The sequence below is a fragment of the Aurantiacibacter sp. D1-12 genome (genome assembly GCF_028858515.1).
Classification (GTDB): domain Bacteria; phylum Pseudomonadota; class Alphaproteobacteria; order Sphingomonadales; family Sphingomonadaceae; genus Alteraurantiacibacter.
This window is the reverse complement of record NZ_JAPJZJ010000004.1, coordinates 170,395-186,845: the sequence shown is the minus strand read 5'-3', so window position 1 is coordinate 186,845 and position 16,451 is coordinate 170,395. Positions and strand designations below refer to the sequence as shown.

General features: G+C 60.7%; 14 protein-coding genes. 5 read left to right on the top strand and 9 right to left on the bottom strand.

All coding sequences use genetic code 11. The features are described from left to right. The first annotated feature begins 135 nt into the window (after window positions 1–135). Genes OOZ52_RS10845 through OOZ52_RS10830 form a run of 4 tightly spaced genes read left to right on the top strand, consistent with a single transcriptional unit; the run spans window position 136 to window position 5,342 of the window. Window positions 136–1,971 (top strand): peptide MFS transporter, encoded by a 1,836-nt coding sequence (locus OOZ52_RS10845; RefSeq protein WP_274698536.1) that lies wholly within the window; start codon window positions 136–138, stop codon window positions 1,969–1,971. Window positions 1,972–1,977: 6 nt separating this feature from the next. After that, a complete protein-coding gene (locus OOZ52_RS10840; protein WP_274698535.1) occupies window positions 1,978–3,378 on the top strand; it encodes an amidohydrolase in 1,401 nt (466 codons plus the stop codon). Beyond that, window positions 3,375–4,664 (top strand): amidohydrolase family protein, encoded by a 1,290-nt coding sequence (locus OOZ52_RS10835; RefSeq protein ID WP_274698534.1) that lies wholly within the window; start codon window positions 3,375–3,377, stop codon window positions 4,662–4,664. Before OOZ52_RS10840 ends, OOZ52_RS10835 begins: the two co-directional genes overlap by 4 nt. 3 nt (window positions 4,665–4,667) lie before the next feature. Next, window positions 4,668–5,342, top strand: coding sequence for an NnrU family protein (locus tag OOZ52_RS10830; RefSeq protein WP_274698533.1), 675 nt, complete (start codon window positions 4,668–4,670; stop codon window positions 5,340–5,342). Here OOZ52_RS10830 and OOZ52_RS10825 read toward each other — a convergent pair. The 7 genes from OOZ52_RS10825 to rpe all read right to left on the bottom strand — a co-directional run bounded on the left by OOZ52_RS10825 (window position 5,333) and on the right by rpe (window position 13,713). Further along, entirely contained in the window at window positions 5,333–6,127 is a 795-nt protein-coding gene (locus OOZ52_RS10825; protein WP_274698532.1) for an alpha/beta hydrolase, read from the bottom strand. The two genes, OOZ52_RS10830 and OOZ52_RS10825, sit on opposite strands and share 10 nt — an antisense overlap. A gap of 26 nt (window positions 6,128–6,153) precedes the next feature. After that, window positions 6,154–8,103 carry a 1-deoxy-D-xylulose-5-phosphate synthase gene (dxs, locus tag OOZ52_RS10820; RefSeq protein ID WP_274698531.1) on the bottom strand — a complete coding sequence of 650 codons (1,950 nt, stop codon included), beginning with the start codon at window positions 8,101–8,103 and terminating at the stop codon, window positions 6,154–6,156. A 74-nt stretch (window positions 8,104–8,177) separates the two neighbouring features. Beyond that, complete coding sequence (locus tag OOZ52_RS10815; RefSeq protein ID WP_274698530.1) at window positions 8,178–8,639, bottom strand: Fur family transcriptional regulator; 462 nt, start codon at window positions 8,637–8,639, stop codon at window positions 8,178–8,180. A 36-nt stretch (window positions 8,640–8,675) separates the two neighbouring features. Then, entirely contained in the window at window positions 8,676–9,353 is a 678-nt protein-coding gene (gene msrA, locus OOZ52_RS10810; protein WP_274698529.1) for a peptide-methionine (S)-S-oxide reductase MsrA, read from the bottom strand. 256 nt (window positions 9,354–9,609) lie between these two features. Further along, window positions 9,610–11,199: a bifunctional phosphoribosylaminoimidazolecarboxamide formyltransferase/IMP cyclohydrolase gene (gene purH / locus OOZ52_RS10805; protein ID WP_274698528.1), complete on the bottom strand. Its 1,590-nt coding sequence runs from the start codon at window positions 11,197–11,199 to the stop codon at window positions 9,610–9,612. Between the two features lie 10 nt (window positions 11,200–11,209). Next, window positions 11,210–13,051, bottom strand: coding sequence for a heparinase II/III family protein (locus tag OOZ52_RS10800; protein ID WP_274698527.1), 1,842 nt, complete (start codon window positions 13,049–13,051; stop codon window positions 11,210–11,212). Next, complete coding sequence (gene rpe, locus OOZ52_RS10795) at window positions 13,048–13,713, bottom strand: ribulose-phosphate 3-epimerase (RefSeq protein ID WP_274698526.1); 666 nt, start codon at window positions 13,711–13,713, stop codon at window positions 13,048–13,050. Before rpe ends, OOZ52_RS10800 begins: the two co-directional genes overlap by 4 nt. Before the next feature lie 242 nt (window positions 13,714–13,955). On the opposite strand from rpe, the gene OOZ52_RS10790 reads away from it, so the two are divergent. Next, on the top strand, window positions 13,956–14,444 hold the full coding sequence (locus OOZ52_RS10790; RefSeq protein WP_274698525.1) for a DUF2141 domain-containing protein: 489 nt from the start codon (window positions 13,956–13,958) through the stop codon (window positions 14,442–14,444). A gap of 3 nt (window positions 14,445–14,447) precedes the next feature. On the opposite strand, the gene OOZ52_RS10785 is transcribed toward OOZ52_RS10790, so the two are convergent. Further along, window positions 14,448–15,338 (bottom strand): hypothetical protein, encoded by an 891-nt coding sequence (locus tag OOZ52_RS10785; RefSeq protein WP_274698524.1) that lies wholly within the window; start codon window positions 15,336–15,338, stop codon window positions 14,448–14,450. A 24-nt stretch (window positions 15,339–15,362) separates the two neighbouring features. Then, window positions 15,363–16,391, bottom strand: coding sequence for a diacylglycerol/lipid kinase family protein (locus OOZ52_RS10780; protein ID WP_274698523.1), 1,029 nt, complete (start codon window positions 16,389–16,391; stop codon window positions 15,363–15,365). Between the last annotated feature and the right edge of the window lie 60 nt (window positions 16,392–16,451).

The following is a 16,451-nucleotide window of genomic DNA, read 5'->3' as shown; positions in this document are numbered from 1 at the left end:
CAGTTCACCCAGCCGGTTTCACCCGCAACGAAATCCGCTTCACATTGGTAAAACTTTCGTTAGGGTGCCCCCTTTCCAAGAGGGACCGCGCCACGAAGAAGCGCGGGATTCGTTACCAGAGGGGTTGGTTTGGGTATGGTCGAGGGCCTTTTCTTTACATTCGATTCCGCATTTGAAATGTGGACTTTCCGCGTGGCCGTGGTCGCGCTTTTGGGCTTCCTGATCGGTGGTACTCTGCTGATTACGCGTCCGCAGGAAGAGGTGATGGGCCATCCCAAAGGCCTGTTCCTGCTGTTCATGGCAGAAATGTGGGAGCGCTTCTCCTACTACGGCATGCGCGCGCTCCTCATTTTCTACCTCACCCAGCACTGGTTGTTCAGCGATGGCGAGGCATCGGTGATCTATGGTGCCTATACGGCGCTTGTGTATATCGCGCCGGTGGTTGGCGGCTACTTGGCTGACCGATACATTGGCCAGCGCAAGGCGGTGTTGTTTGGCGCAGTGCTGCTGACCTTCGGTCACTTCTTCATGGCCTTCGAGGGCGATGCGTCGCTTGGCCAGGCTAACCCGATGATCAACGTGTTCTGGCTTGCGCTGGCGCTGATTATTGTTGGCTCAGGCTTCCTCAAGGCGAACATTTCGGTGCTCGTTGGCCAGCTCTATGCTCGAACCGATATCCGCCGCGATCCGGCCTACACCATCTTCTACATGGGGATTAACGTTGGTGCGGCGACTGCCTCGATCATCTGTGGCTATTTGGGCCAGACGGTTGGTTGGGAATATGGCTTCGGCCTTGCCGGCTTCGGCATGCTGCTGGGCCTGTTTTTCTTCGTGATCGGCAAGCCTTTGCTCAAGGGCAAGGGGGAGCCGAAGGATCCGGCACGTATTGCTGGCGCGAAGGAATGGGGCATCTACGGTGCCGGCCTTGCTATGGTGGCTCTGTGTTGGGTCGCCATCCAGTATCAGGAACTGGTGGGCGTGGTTCTGGGTGCATTCGGTGGTGCTCTGGTGGCGTACGTGCTGGCAATCCTCACCTTTCAGATGGCCTACGGCTCCTGGGAGAAAGCGCCGCGCGGGCCATTCATGGTTTACCTGGTCAGTGCGCTTGGCCTAATCCTTGGTCTGATCGGTGCCTCGCAATCGATCGCCTATTCTGACTATGTTGCAGGAGCATCGCTTGTCGTTTTGATCGGCGTACTGATCCAGCAATCGATGGTGAAGACCTTCCACGAACGCGACCGCATCTTTGCGGCCATGTTCCTCATCCTGGTCTCGGTCGTCTTCTGGGCACTGTTCGAGCAGGCGGGTTCGTCGCTTAACCTGTTCACCGATCGCCATGTTGATACCCAGGGCGTGAACGCGGCAATGTTCCAGTCGATCAACGCGATCTACATCGTGTTGCTTGCTCCGGTCTTTGCAATGCTCTGGCAGTTCCTTGGCGCTCGTGGTGCAGAGCCGAGCACGCCGATGAAGTTTGGACTTGCCGTGGTGCAGGTCGGCCTCGGCTTCCTTGTTCTGGTATGGGGTGCAGAAAGCGTTGGCGTTAACGTGCCGACGCCGGTCATCTTCATCTTCCTGATCTACTTGCTGCACACCACTGGTGAGCTTTGCCTCAGCCCGGTTGGCCTGTCTGCGATGAACCGTCTTGCACCGGCCCATCTGGCATCGCTGATTATGGGCACCTGGTTCTTTGCTTCGGCCACAGGCAATTTTGCTGCGGGCAAAATTGCAGAGGCTACAGGTGCTGAGGGCGTCGGCGAAGAAGCTGGCAAGCAACTGGTACTCGACGTGTACAGCACAGTGGGCTGGTATGCCGTTGGAATTGGTGTTGCGGTTATGGTGATCAGCCCGCTGGTCAAGAAACTAATGCACCTCGACACGCTGAAGGACGATGGAGATCTGGCCGGAATGGCAGAGGCCGGACTGGAAGCCCAGGAAGCGGGAGTACATCCCGAAACAAGCAAGGGGTAAATAGCGATGGGCCGTCACTTTCCAAAGGGCGGCCCAGCCGCTGCACTTGCAAGCCTTGCCTCACTGGCGCTGGTCAGCTGTTCGGCGGCAACCGGGGCTTCTGGCCCGGCTGTCGCCAGCTCTGATGCAGAGACCGAGGCGAGCGAACCCTATGCCTCAACCTATGAGCGCTATCCCGGCGTACCGACAGCCATTGTCGGCGCGACCGTTTATGATGGCGCGGGTAGCCAAATCGATAACGGAGTAGTGCTGTTTGCCGATGGCGCAGTGGTTGCCGTTGGCGATGCGAGCCTCGCCGTGCCTACAGGCTACACGCAGATCGACGGCACCGGGCTGTTCGTCACGCCGGGCATCATCGATATTCACTCTCACCTGGGCGACTACCCCACACCCTCTGTCCCCGCGCACAGCGATGGTAACGAAGCAACCAGCCCGACCACCCCTGAAGTCTGGGCCGAGCATTCAGTATGGCCGCAGGATCCGGGTTTCAGCCGCGCGCTGGCCAATGGCGGGATAACCTCGCTGCAAATCCTTCCAGGTTCGGCAAACCTGATGGGCGGGCGCTCGGTCACGCTCAAGAACGTACCCAGCCGCACAGTGCAGGGCATGAAATTCCCCGGCGCGCCCTATTCAATGAAAATGGCCTGCGGCGAAAACCCCAAGCGCGTTTACGGCGGCCGAGGGCGGATGCCTTCAACCCGTATGGGCAATTTCGCGGTCAACCGTGAAACATGGATGGAAGCGCAAGCCTGGATGGAGCGTGACAATCCCGCGCGCGATCTCGCCATGGAAACGCTCGCAGGCGTGCTCGAGGGTGACATCGGCATACAGAACCACTGCTACCGCGCCGATGAAATGGCGCTCGTCCTCGATATGGCTGATGAGTTCGGTTACCAGGTCTCGGCCTTCCACCACGCCGTTGAGGCGTACAAGATCGCCGATCTGCTGGCCGAGCACGACGTCTGCGCGGCAGTGTGGGCGGACTGGTATGGCTTCAAGATGGAAGCCTACGATGCGATCCCCGAAAATGCAGCACTGATCCACAATGCCGGTGCTTGCGTGGTTATCCACTCGGATGATGAGAACGGCATCCAGCGCCTCAATCAGGAGGCCGCGAAGGCCCAGGCAGACGGCATGCGGATGGGGATTGCCATTTCCGATGCGGATGTGATCGGCTGGATCACTTTGAACGCAGCTCGCGCCATGGGGATCGCCGACCAGACCGGCAGCCTGGAAGCGGGCAAGATGGCCGATGTGGTGCTATGGAACGGCGATCCGCTGAGCGTCTATTCGCGGCCGCAAATGGTCTGGATCGACGGCGCCCTTATGTATGACATGAACAATCCGATGCTGCGTCCGGTAAGCGATTTCGAGCTCGGCCAGCCGGGCGAAGGAGACGTGAAATGAAGCGCCTCCTGACACTTGCTGCGTCGGCCATTGCGCTGACTGCAGCTCCGCTCGCCGCGCAGGATATCGCCATTGCCGGCGCGACTGTCGCTACGGGCGATGGCGGCGAACCTATCGAAAATGCGACAGTCGTCGTGCAGAACGGACGCGTTGTAGCCGCCGGCCAAGGGGTGGCCGTGCCAGCAGGTGTTCCTGTCATTGACGGCTCAGGCGCATGGGTAACACCGGGCATCTTCGCCTCGCTCACCGACATCGGACTAGTCGATGTCGGCGCGGTTTCCGCCAGCAATGATGTGAGCGCAGGGGATTCCGAGTTTTCGGCGGCGCTTGATGTCGCACCCGTCATCAACCCGGCAGCGCAGGATTTCAGCTACAGCCGCGCAGGCGGCGTCACACGCGCTTCGGTGGCGCCGGGGGCAAGCTCGGGCATCTTTGCCGGGCAAGGCGCGATCATTGATCTTGGCGCTGACTATGACGCGGTGCGTGAAGCGCGCGCGTTCCAGTATGTGGAGTTGGGCGAACGCGGCGCAGGGATTGCGGGCGGTAGCCGCACGGCGACGCACGTGATGCTGCGCAATGCTTTGTTCGAAGCCCAGCGGCTCGCCGACACGGGAGCGCGCGACGAAGATGCGATGCTTACGCGCTTCGATGCCATGGCATTGGCCCCGGTATTGAGCGGGCAAACGCAGCTCTATGTCGAAGTGAACCGCGCGAGCGATATCCTCACTGCATTGCGTCTTCCCGATGAGTTCCCGGGTTTGGACATGGTGCTGGTCGGCGCTACCGAAGGCTGGATGGTGGCCGAGCAGATCGCTGCGTCAGGCACTCCGGTGATTGCTGCGGCGCTGCGGGACTTGCCAGCCAGCTTTGAAGAGCTCGCGGCAACGCAAAGCAACATCGGACGCATGGTCGATGCAGGCGTAACCGTGGCGATCATGCAGTATGACAGCAGCGGCGAGCATCCACGCAACTTGCCGCAGGCTGCGGGCAATCTTGTCGGTCTCAGCCGCGTAACGGGCGCGACCGGTCTTACTTGGGGTGAAGCTTTTGCCGCGATCAGCTCCATCCCAGCGCGCATTGCTGGCCATGCCAATGAAGGCATTCTGCGCAGCGGAGCGCACGGCGATCTGGTGCTGTGGGATGGCGATCCGCTGGAGCTTAGCTCTGCGCCAATCCGCGTGTGGATCGATGGGGTCGAGCAGCCACTCGACAACCATCAGACTCGCCTTCGCGAACGGTACCGGACGCTCGATGAAAGCCAGCTTCCGGCTGCCTATCGGCGTTAGGTGATGGACCCCGCGCTCACATCGCTGATTGCCGCAAGCATTGCCTTTGTCGGCACGCATTTCGCCCTATCGCATCCGCTGCGCACCCCGCTGGTGCGCATGGTCGGGGAACTTGGCTTCAGTATAGTCTACTCGATCGTCGCCTTCGCAACATTGGGCTGGATGGTACTGGCGTTCCGTGACGTCGAAGGCGGCATGCTTGGCGGCAGCGGTGATGTCGGCTGGGTCATTGCCACCTTGTTGACCTTGCCTGCCATGGTGCTGCTGTTCGGTTCCTATGTCGGCAATCCCGCCATGCCCATGCCAGGTGCTGCAGAAGCTGCGCGCAAGGAGCCGCAAGGCGCTTTCCGTGTTACGCGGCATCCGATGATGTGGGGCATCGCACTATGGGCCGTCTCGCACATGGTGATGTGGTGGAGCTGGCGGACCAATGTGGTCGCGCTCGCGATCCTGGTTCTGGCACTTGTTGGTGCGCATCTTCAGGACCGCAAGAAGCAGGTGCAGATGGGCGATGCCTGGCGAGAGTGGGAAAGCAAGACCAGCTTCTGGCCGCGCTGGGGCGCTCTGCCCAACGTTGGCGCGACCCTATGGATCGCTGGCACTGTCGGCTGGCTCGCCGCCACCTATGCGCACATCCTGCTTGGCGATCTACCCGCCGGAATCTGGCGCTACATCTGATCTGCTTCTGAGGCGATGAATTCGGCGATGCGCGCCTGCACAGCATCGTTTACTACCAGATCATGGCCCCACCCGGGGAAGGTCTCGATCACCGTATCATCGCGCACAGATGCCAGCGACTGCGCCTGTTCGAGCGCGATCAGCGAATCTGCTTCGCCGTGCAGTATCAGGATCGGTTCGCCGATCTCGGGCAACTTCTCATCGTTGCGATAGCGGTCCTGCAACAACATCCGCACAGGCAGCCAACGCAATTTGCGCGAGGCGGTCTCTTCCAAGCTGTCGAACGGGGAAATCAGCACGAGCGCCCTCGCGCGCACCTCGGTTGCCAATTGCACCGCTACACCCGAACCGATGGAATTGCCGACGAGCACTATGTCGTTCTCGGCCAACCCCTTGCCTTCGCGCAGGAACTGCCATGCCCCGCGAGCATCCTGATAGAGACCCTCTTCTGACGGAGTGCCCGGGTTGCCTGAGTAACCACGATACTCGGCTGCGAGAATACCATAGCCTTGTGCGGCCAATTGGTCGGTCACCATGGCAGAGCTTTGCCAGTTGGACGTATTGCCGTGAAAGAACAACAGCGTCGGCATACCTTCACGAGCAGCCAGATAACCGCTCGTCAGATCGATCCGGTCAGGCGTGTCATAGGTCACACGCGTAAACCCGGCCGGAATGTCGTCTCGCACCACAGGGGGCGCATAGATCAGCCGGTTCTGGTTGAGGAAGACGAGCGCAATGAGCGCGCCATAAATCAGGATCAGGATCAGGACGACATAAGCGAACATGCGTAGCCCCCTTCGCAATCGCCGGCTCAGGCTCTCGCCTCTTCCACGCGTTGACCTGCTCCGGCGCTGTTGTGTCGCAAGGCGCTGAGTACCGTTTCCACGATATGCGGCGCGTTGAGGCCGGCCTCATCGTACTGCTTCGCGGGATCATCGTGATCAATGAACACGTCGGGCAAGCGCATCGTGCGGATCTTCAGTCCGCCATCGGTCAGACCTTCATCGCTCGCCATTGTCAGCACGTGTGCGCCAAGGCCGCCGATGGCCGCCTCTTCCACCGTCACCAGAACATCATGCGTCGCGGCGAGCTTGCGGATCAGCTCCTCATCCAAGGGCTTGGCAAAGCGCATGTCGGCGATTGTTGTGGTGAGACCCTTGGCTTCCAGCTCTTCTGCCGCCTTCTTGGCTTCTTCCAGTCGCGCGCCGAGCGAGAGGATGGCGACCTTGCCGCCTTTGTCGGCATCGCCGCGAACCACGCGCCCTTTGCCGATTTCGAGCTTCCTGAACTCGGTCGGCATTTCTACGCCCACGCCGTTGCCGCGCGGATAACGGAAGGCGATTGGGCCTTCGTCATACTCCACGGCGGTATAGGTCATATGTGCAAGCTCCGCCTCGTCCGCTGCGGCCATCACCACGAAGTTGGGCAGGCTGGCGAGATAGGTGATGTCGAAAGATCCGGCATGCGTCGCGCCATCGGCACCCACCAGACCCGCACGGTCAATCGCGAAACGCACCGGCAGGTTCTGGATCGCCACATCGTGGACCACCTGGTCATAGGCGCGCTGAAGGAAAGTCGAATAGATCGCTGCAAACGGGCGCATGCCCTGTGCCGCAAGACCAGCCGCAAATGTCACGCCGTGCTGTTCGGCAATGCCCACGTCGAAGCTGCGATCCGGATGCGCCTGCGCGAACTTGTCGACGCCCGTGCCACTCGGCATGGCGGCGGTGATGGCGCAGATGCGGTCATCATTATCAGCGATCTTGGCTAGCGTTTCGCCGAAGACGTTCTGGTAGGCTGGCGGACCAGCCGCGCTCTTCTTCTTCTCGCCTGTCACCACGTCGAACTTTGGTACACCATGGTATTTGTCAGCGCTGTTTTCGGCAGGGTCATAGCCCTTGCCCTTGGTCGTCACGACATGGACAAGGATCGGGCCCTGCTCGCTGTCACGCACGTTCTCCAGGACAGGTACGAGGTGGTCGAGATTGTGGCCGTCAATCGGGCCGACATAATAGAAGCCCAGTTCTTCAAACAGCGTCCCGCCGGTCACCATGCCGCGGGTGTATTCCTCTGCCTTGCCGACAGCGGAATGGACGCGGCGGCTGATCTTGTTAGCGACCTTCGAGGCGAGCGAACGCAGGCCGAGGTACTCACTCGAAGAAACCATGCGCGCCAAATACGCCGAGAGACCACCAACCGGCGGCGCAATCGACATGTCGTTATCATTGAGGATCACGATTAGGCGATTGCCCGCCTGTTCGGCATTGTTCATCGCTTCATAGGCCATGCCCGCGCTCATCGCGCCGTCGCCGATCACGGCAATCGCCTTGCCCGGCTTGTCATTCAGCTTGTTGGCAACTGCGAAGCCGAGCCCGGCAGAGATCGAGGTGGAAGAGTGCGCCGCGCCGAACGGATCGTATTCGCTCTCGCTACGCTTGGTGAAGCCGGAAAGGCCACCGCCCTGACGCAGCGTGCGGATGCGATCACGCCGCCCAGTCAGAATCTTGTGCGGGTATGCCTGATGGCCAACGTCCCAGATCAAGCGATCATCGGGCGTGTTGAAAATGTAGTGAATCGCCACTGTTAGTTCGACCACACCAAGGCCCGACCCCAGATGGCCACCTGTTGAGCCAACAGCGTCGATCATTTCGGTGCGCAACTCGTCTGAAAGCTGGCGTAATTGTTCCGTCTTCAGCTGGCGGAGATCATCGGGGGTTTTCACCGTATCAAGCAACGGCGTTTCAGGACGTTGTGCAGTCATTGGACTGCTCTACACCGCATTTTGTGGCCTGTCGATGAACGGTTTATCGATGAATTTGCACAACTGGCCGCAGCTCAGCCAGCGCAGTCACGGCACAGTCCGCGTAGCTCCACCACTGGGCGTACATTGGAATATCCGTGTGCCTTGCCGGCATCACGCAGGGTGTTGGTCACCTTGTCATCATCAAAATGGTCGGCCTGCCCGCAATCGTCGCAAATCACGAACACACAGTCATGGCGGCAACCCGGGTGCGTGTTGACGAGATACGCATTCGCGCTTTCGATCCGGTTGGCTAGGTTGGTGCGAACGAACAGGTCGAGAATGCGATAGACACTGTTGGCCGCTACACGCTTGCCGCGAACCTTCCCGACGTCTTCGGCAATGTCATAGGCGCTCGCCGGGCGCGGCTGATCAGCCAGCACACGGAACACGTCTTCGCGCATGGCGGTCCATTGTTCGCCAGCCTCGGTCAGCACCGATGCGGCCTCTTCAATCAGCTTGTCGCCCGAATGTTCGTGGTGTGCATGTGTAGCCATGGCGGGTAACATAGTGTCACCCACAGCAAACGGCAATCAGCCCGTACGGAAGCGAGACCTGTAAAGACCGGGGAACTCCGCCTGAAGCGCGCGAACCTTGGGCATATCCCAGCGGCGGATGTAGCCGCTATCGGGATTTCGCAGGAGATAGTCCTGGTGGTATTCTTCGGCTTCATAGAAGCGTTGGTAGTCCTCGATCCGCACAACGATGGGATCATCCCACACACCGGAACGCTCCATCTGGCGAAGATAGGCCTGTGCGACCGCGCGTTGCTCCGACGTTACTGGCACAATCGCGGATCGGTAATGCGCCCCGCGGTCCGGACCCTGACGGTTCAGTAAAGTCGGATCAGCACCGACCGAGAATAGAATCTGCAACAGCTGGTCATAGCGCACAACTGAGGGATCATAGGTCACGCGGACCGCTTCGGCATGGCGCGTGAAACCGCCCGAAACGCGGGCGTAGGTGGCATTGGCTGCAGTCCCGCCATGATAGCCGGAAACCGCGCTGGTCACTCCACGCGTATGGCTGAACACGGCTTCAATGCCCCAGAAGCATCCGCCTGCGAAAATAGCGGTCTGCAATCCGCGCTCATTGGCCTGGCGCGATGCGACCGGCGCGTCAAATACCTCTTCGGCGGAGACGGTAGTGGCGGGGATAGTGAGGGCGCCCAGGCCCAGTGTGATGGCTGCTAGAAACGGCTTTGCTGGCATCAAGATCCTCCTAGGTTCGGCAAGATATTCGCCGCCAATGCAATGGCGGTTACACCGAAACCCAGGAAGAAAGAGCGAAATGCTTCGGAAGAAAAGAGAGACATGAGGCGGTAATCCGAAAGTGTAATCGAGTCGTCTTGTGTTCGGACTATGGGTAGCCAGCGGTTACTTTCGACCGACTGAATTTGCCCGTTGCCCAGCGTTCATCCTGCCATAGGCCGGGCATGGTTAATTCCGCGATAATGGCGGCGAAGCCTTAGTGCTTGAAGTGCCGCATGCCGGTGAAGACCATGGCGATACCGGCTTCGTCGGCGGCGGCAATTACCTCTTCATCGCGCATGGATCCACCAGGCTGGATCACCATTGTCGCGCCAGCTTCAACCGCACTCAACAAGCCATCAGCGAAGGGGAAGAACGCGTCCGAAGCAACTGCGCTACCGACCGTGCGGGACTCATCCCAGCCCGCCGCTTCTGCCGCTTCCTCTGCGCGGACGGCGGCAATGCGCGAAGAATCGCGGCGGTTCATCTGACCCGCGCCGATGCCTGCGGTCACGCCATCCTTGGCATAGACGATCGCGTTCGACTTCACGTGCTTGGCGACCTTCCACGCGAACATCGCATCGGCCACCTCTTGCTCGGTCGGTTGGCGCTTGGTGACGACTTTCAGGTCACTAGCCGAGACCACACCATTGTCGCGCGACTGGAACAGCATGCCGCCAGCGATGCTCTTCATTTCCAGGCCGGGACGTGCCGGGTCGGGAAGCTGATCGAGCATCAACAGGCGCAAGTTCTTCTTGCTTGCGAACACAGCCTTCGCGGCATCTTCCGCCCCCGGTGCGATGACGACTTCGGTGAAGATCTGCGTGATGGCCTCGGCAGTGGCTGCATCGAGCGGAACATTGCTCGCGACGATCCCTCCGAATGCCGAGACGCTATCGCATGCCAGCGCCCGCTGCCACGCTTCGAGCAATGTATCGGCTACAGCGACACCGCACGGATTGGCGTGTTTGACAATGACAATGGCGGGCCTGTCTGCAGGAAATTCTGCCACAAGACCCAGCGCTGCATCGGCATCGTTGAGGTTATTGTAGGAGAGCTCCTTGCCCTGCACCTGGCTCGCCTGTGGGACGCCGGGGCTCGCTGGGCCATTGGGCAGATAAAGCGCTGCCTGCTGGTGCGGGTTCTCACCATAGCGCAAGGTATTGCCAAGCCTGGTCGCCACGGTCAGCGCCTCAGGGAACTGCGCACCCTGATCGGCGAAAGCGAACCAGCTGCTGATCGCACTGTCGTAGGCTGCGGTTGCCGCAAAGGCCTTCGCGGCCATTTTCTTGCGGAACGCCAGCGTTGTCGCGCCGCCATTGTCGGCCATTTCGTTTTCCAGCGTGGCATAGTCGGCCGGATCGGTCACAATGGTGACGAAGGCATGGTTCTTCGCCGAAGAGCGCACCATGCTTGGCCCGCCGATATCAATATTCTCGATAATCGTATCGCGATCTGCGCCGCTCATCACGGTGTTCACGAACGGATAAAGATTGACGACAACCAGATCGATCGCGCCGATGGCATGCTCTTCCATGGCGGCAGCGTGCTCAGCATTGTCACGCACTGCGAGGAGGCCGCCATGCACCATTGGATGCAGCGTCTTCACCCGGCCATCCATCATCTCGGGAAATTGCGTCAGGTCCGAAACATCGCGTACATCCAGTCCGGCATCGCGAATGGCGCGCGCCGTTCCGCCGGTCGAAACCAGCTCAACGCCTTGAGCGGCAAGCTTCTGCGCGAGTTCGACAATGCCGGTCTTGTCGGACACCGAGAGCAGCGCCCGCTTGATTGCCACGTCAGTCATCTTTTGAGCTTTATCCCATTTTCTTGAGCAGCCAGGCAAAGTTTCCGCCCCCGCGTGAGGCGAGTCCCTGAATCACCAGCTGCTGTACCGGATGCGGTCGACCGTTTCCATCGATCCACATGCTTTCTTCGATTTCGAGCGCTTCCGCACCCGTGACGAACTGCCACAGTGCGCCATCGGGCAACAGCAGGCTGGCGCTGCGCCCGTTTTCGTTGAGTCGCGCCTCGACATGACGACCGAGATGGAAGCGGATAGCGTATGGCACCTTGCCGCGCTTACCCTTTCGGCCCGAAGGCAGCAGCACATCTTCACCGCGCAACTCGCTGCCGTCATCGCGCAGGATCAGGATGCGCTTGTGCAGCAGACCAAAGCGGGCGGCATAGCCATCATGGCTCGCTTCCAGCCGGCGCGCACCGCCATTCTCCAGCTTGATCGGACGCATATCGATCTCAACCTCGCCCACGCCGGTGCCGAGCTTCCCATCAAGCAGCACGGCGGTGGAATTGGCATCGCCCAGTATCAGCGTTGAATGCGCTGCTGTAGCGCGCAGGCCCTGCTCGACACGGATCGGCACTTGTCCGCCCGCAGCTGCAGCACCGCCGCAATTCACGATCAGCCGGTGATCGCCGTGGCTGAATTCAAACGCGAGCGTCGAGGCGCAGCCATTACGTGCATGGCGGCTGAGCGGCGGCGGCGAGGCATCGAATTGCAGCACCGCCGGCTTTGACGACAAACGCTGATAACCCCAACCACGCGCTTCCTTGAGCGGGCGAACGCGCACACCGCTTGCTTCGATCAGCGCCGCAAGCCTGTCTGCTGGAATCGCATTCGCGCCCTGCCAGCTGCCTAGCCCGCCATCGCCGTGCGTCAGCGCGAGCAATGGCGGCACCAGCATTGAGAGCACGGTCTCGATTGCTTCGGGCACTTCGCGCCGTGTGGCGCGATAGCAAGCGGATAGCTCAACCAGCATTTCGATCGCCTGGATCTGCGCAAGCGGGCTGCGCGAAAGCACGCCCCCATCATCGCCTACCAGTTCTCCCAATGCGCGGATCAGCCCCGCCTCTCCGAAGAGGCGGCGCGGTTTGCCCTCGGGGAGCAGCAGGCCCGATGCGATGATCGCGCACCATGCCGAAACCTCGCCCAGCCGATCGGGTGCCCTTGCCGCGTTGCGGTCCAGCCAGCGCGCCGTTTCTTCCAAGGCGCCGAGCACCCTGCTGCGAAGCGCCTTGTCTTTGGTCGAGAGAATAAGCGGCGCGTGCACCAGCCAGGCCAGTTGCCGCTGCGCGGCATACTCCACTTTCCAAGCAGGCCCTTTGCCGGGCTTCGGGTTGACCGCCAGCCAGGCCGCCAGCACACGTTCTGCAACCGAAGTACATTGCTGGCGCGGCGCACAGGCTTCCAGATCGCGGAGCCAGGTAAAGCCGTGGAGCACGCGGTCGAATGGCGGTGTGTGCTTGGCAGTAGGACCGAAATCGACCTGCGCAATAGGCGCCTTGACCCCGTAGACATAGAAATGCCCCGCACGCAGCGCCATGCCCGCTGCGCGCTCACCCTGCAGCGGGCTTTCCACGGTCGCCTGCAATCGCGGACGCGCGGGTTTGCGGAACGGCGCGACCAGTGTGCTGCCCGAAACACCCATGCGATAGGCCATGCGCATAAAACGCTCGCCCGCCGAGATAGAAGGTGGCTCAAAATCGGTAACGACAAGCGCACGGTCGGAACCCAGATCTTCCGCCGGACCCGCATCATCAACCAGCGCTTCCTGATCCGCGACCAGCGGAATGGCGCTTTGGTCGACCTCTTTGCCTTTCGCAGTATCGGCTCGCTTCAGGCCAAGAGTCGGCGCATTCACGTGCCCTCTCCCCGCAAGGCGGCGATATTCGCAGCATATTGCGACGGACCACCCTTGAACGTGGCAGAGCCTGCCACCAGAACGTCCGCCCCGGCATCGACACATTGCCTCGCCGTGTCCGGATTAACGCCGCCGTCGACTTCGATCAGGACATCAAGGCCCTGCCTGTCGATCATTTTGCGCACCGCTTCGATCTTGCGCAGCTGCGAATATATGAAGCTCTGCCCGCCGAAGCCGGGATTGACGCTCATGATCAGCACGAGGTCGATTCCCTCAAGCAGGTAGTCGAGCGTGTTGGCAGACGTTGCCGGATTCAGCGAAATGCCGGCCTTCTTGCCCAGCCCGCGGATCATCTGCGCAGTGCGATGCACATGTGCTCCCGCCTCGGGGTGAACCGTAATGATGTCCGCGCCGGCAGCTGCAAATTGCTCTACCCACATATCAACGGGGGACACCATCAAATGAACATCGAAGGTCTTTTGCGAATGCGGCCGCAGCGCCTTCACCACATCAGGCCCGATGGTGAGATTGGGCACATAATGCCCGTCCATCACATCGACATGCACCCAGTCGCAACCTGCCTCGTCAATCGCGCGCACCTCTTCACCGAGCTTCGCAAAGTCGGCGGAAAGGATCGAGGGCGAGATAAGCGGACGGGCCATGGTTGGCGAATACAGTTAAAGATGCGCGATTCGCGCCTCAAGCACGCGGAGACGATTTTACACCCTTATACGGGGAAAACTCTCCATTCCGGGGAGATGTTTGACTGCTTCAGCCGCGGTTAAGTGGAATTGCTGCAAAGATTGGCGCAATTACCGGAAAGTGTAATGTCACCTTTTCGCGCTGGTCGACGAATAGGATGGTGGCATTTCATGGCTCCGGCCCGAATTGAACAGGCAGTATTATGACGAACCGAATTCTTACCCTCGCCGGCGTGGCGGCTGCAGCGCTTGGCCTCGCCGCGCCCGCAGCAGCGCAGGAATTCCGACAGGAACTCCGCCACTCGGTGACGCCTTGCCGTGGCAGCGGCCCGGCGGTGTGGATCAACATCACCGAAATCGAGGCGTCGCGCGGCACGCTGCGTGTGCAGCTTTATCCAGGCACCGATGCCGACTGGCTGGAGCGTGGCCGCTGGCTCAACCGCATTGAAGTGCCTGCCCGTGCCGGCAGCATGCAGGTCTGCATGCCGGTCCCGGCAACCGGCAACTATGCCATTGCGATCCGGCACGACGTGAACGGGAACGGGCGCACCGACATACGCACCGATGGCGGTGGCATGTCGAACAATCCGAGCATCAACATCTTCAATCTTGGCCGCCCAAGCATCAGCCGCACGCGCTTTTCGATCGGACGCGAAGTGAAGTCGATGTCTATCCGGATGCGCTACATGTAATGATCAGTCGGCGCGACGTTTGGCGCGCCAGACTTTGAAAAGAACACCCGGCGCGGCAAGCACCGGGTGTTTTTCACGCCAGGGCGTTACTTCCACTTTCACACCGGTGTGCCGCTCCACTTTCCACGCGGCATAGCGCCCCGCACCTTCGAATGTACGTGTTGCGCGGAGCAGGCGCGCAATGTTGAGGACCTTGCCAAGCCGTTGGCGCGTCTTCCACCAGTCCAGCAGGTCTGCCCTCTCGCGCGCACCCATCTTCGGAACAATGATGTGCCCTTGTGGTGCAAAGTCCACTCCGGCATGCGCAAGAGCATCGGGCAGCAATCCGTCGAAGTGGTCGGCGTTGAGTTCAAGGATCGAGTTCTCGCGTCCGGGCTTTTCGACGCGAAGCTCCGCCTTGTAGGTCGCGCGAAACAGCGAGCGCCAGAAATCCCACTCCTCCCCTTGGTCCGGACCCACCGCAACGGCGAGCTTGGCGGCGGTGACGCAAGCGCCCAGAACCGCAGTGGCGACGTTTTCTGCCGATTCATCGTCACGGCTCCAGACAAGTGCACTTGGCTGCACGAACCGCGCCCAGATCGTGGTGTCGCGCGATTGCCCGGAGGCTGCCAGCCCGAACTTCGCCAGCGTCATCGTGGCAATCTTGGCACGTAGCGTTTCACCTTCATGCTCCCACTCGCGATAGGAAACGGTGGGCCACATTCCGGTTTCCGCCGTGCCCGGCAGCAGCACATAAAAATCGATCACACCCTCAAGCGATCCGGTGCGTAGATTCGATCCGTAAAACAGCACAGCGAGCGCGCCTGCTTCCTTGCCCAGCCGGGCTGCGAAAGCGGAAATGGCAGGATCAACCCGCCGCGCCAGCGATGTTTCGATGCGCTCAGAAAGGGCCATCAATGCACCCGGGGACCTGGCCGATCAGGCAACAACAAAATGCAGCGGTGCGCCGGCGCTGATCTGGTAATACCCCGATGGAAATGCTTCGCCATCAAGGATGAAGCTCTCCGCGATATCGAGCTCCATCGTCGTGTCGCCGACAACGTGGCCGCCCCGTTTCAGCATGGCTTCGCTCGCGGTGCCGCGCATCAAAGATGCGATCCGCAGCAGCAAGCCGCGACGCGGATTATCAAGCACCGCCATGCAGAGAGGCTCTTCCCTGCCACGGAATGGATCGAGCCCTGCAGGAAACTCTTTGAGCGTCGAGGCGAACAGCAGATAGCGCTCATTCGCAGGCAGACCGCCATAATGCGGCACCTCGCGACCATCGCCCTGGCGCACCGACATATGGGTCCCCTTACGCCAGGGGTTGGTCGCGCTACCCAGCAGTGCTTGCATCACGCTCCACACCGCAGTGACGCCAATGGCAGCTCCGTTAAATGCGCCAAGATCGTGCGAGCGCTGGCCCAGAGCAATACAGCGATTGAACACGCCGGCCCCCATGATGAAACCACGCACCTGCGCCTGCGGATTGTCCCGCAAGCTGATGACCAAAGGATGGCGACGCGCCACATTGCCGGCACGCAATGCCGCAATGGCATCGGCGAGCGTCCAGTCAGTAGGCAGCCCCAAATCAAGCGCGAGCGCATTGGTTTTACCGTTGGGCACCACCATCAACGTCGGCCAGCAATCGCCGAACACGCTGGTACCGCAAGTAAGTACATCGCGCACGGTCCCGTCACCACCATCAATGGCAATGCAATCAACCTGGCGCTCGGCAAATTCGGCCAGAATACCGGGCAGCTCGCTGCGCTTCTCGGGCAGGCGCAGCAACACTCCTTCCGGAATGTGGGAAGCAGCCTCGCCGCGCAGGTTGCGATGGCTGCGTGCATTGCGGATCAGCCCGACCAAAGGGTTGTCACGCACGGGAGAACGCGCGGTACAGCCATCAGCCTTCTCGCTGGCATTGACCTGCGGCAAGCGGTCAAAAAGGTGGATAGATCCGTGCATTGAACCTTCATCTTACACAGTGGCCGTCCGTGCTGGCTATGCCCTCTACACGAATGATGG

What these genes read in the sequence shown, in the direction of transcription:
- OOZ52_RS10845 (WP_274698536.1), top strand. Translation starts at nt 136, where the DNA reads ATGGTCGAGGGCCTTTTCTTTACATTCGATTCCGCATTTGAAATGTGG.
- OOZ52_RS10840 (WP_274698535.1), top strand. Translation starts at nt 1,978, where the DNA reads ATGGGCCGTCACTTTCCAAAGGGCGGCCCAGCCGCTGCACTTGCAAGC.
- OOZ52_RS10835 (WP_274698534.1), top strand. Translation starts at nt 3,375, where the DNA reads ATGAAGCGCCTCCTGACACTTGCTGCGTCGGCCATTGCGCTGACTGCA.
- OOZ52_RS10830 (WP_274698533.1), top strand. Translation starts at nt 4,668, where the DNA reads ATGGACCCCGCGCTCACATCGCTGATTGCCGCAAGCATTGCCTTTGTC.
- OOZ52_RS10825 (WP_274698532.1), bottom strand. Translation starts at nt 6,127, where the DNA reads ATGTTCGCTTATGTCGTCCTGATCCTGATCCTGATTTATGGCGCGCTC.
- dxs (WP_274698531.1), bottom strand. Translation starts at nt 8,103, where the DNA reads ATGACTGCACAACGTCCTGAAACGCCGTTGCTTGATACGGTGAAAACC.
- OOZ52_RS10815 (WP_274698530.1), bottom strand. Translation starts at nt 8,639, where the DNA reads ATGGCTACACATGCACACCACGAACATTCGGGCGACAAGCTGATTGAA.
- msrA (WP_274698529.1), bottom strand. Translation starts at nt 9,353, where the DNA reads ATGCCAGCAAAGCCGTTTCTAGCAGCCATCACACTGGGCCTGGGCGCC.
- purH (WP_274698528.1), bottom strand. Translation starts at nt 11,199, where the DNA reads ATGACTGACGTGGCAATCAAGCGGGCGCTGCTCTCGGTGTCCGACAAG.
- rpe (WP_274698526.1), bottom strand. Translation starts at nt 13,713, where the DNA reads ATGGCCCGTCCGCTTATCTCGCCCTCGATCCTTTCCGCCGACTTTGCG.
- OOZ52_RS10790 (WP_274698525.1), top strand. Translation starts at nt 13,956, where the DNA reads ATGACGAACCGAATTCTTACCCTCGCCGGCGTGGCGGCTGCAGCGCTT.
- OOZ52_RS10785 (WP_274698524.1), bottom strand. Translation starts at nt 15,338, where the DNA reads ATGGCCCTTTCTGAGCGCATCGAAACATCGCTGGCGCGGCGGGTTGAT.
- OOZ52_RS10780 (WP_274698523.1), bottom strand. Translation starts at nt 16,391, where the DNA reads ATGCACGGATCTATCCACCTTTTTGACCGCTTGCCGCAGGTCAATGCC.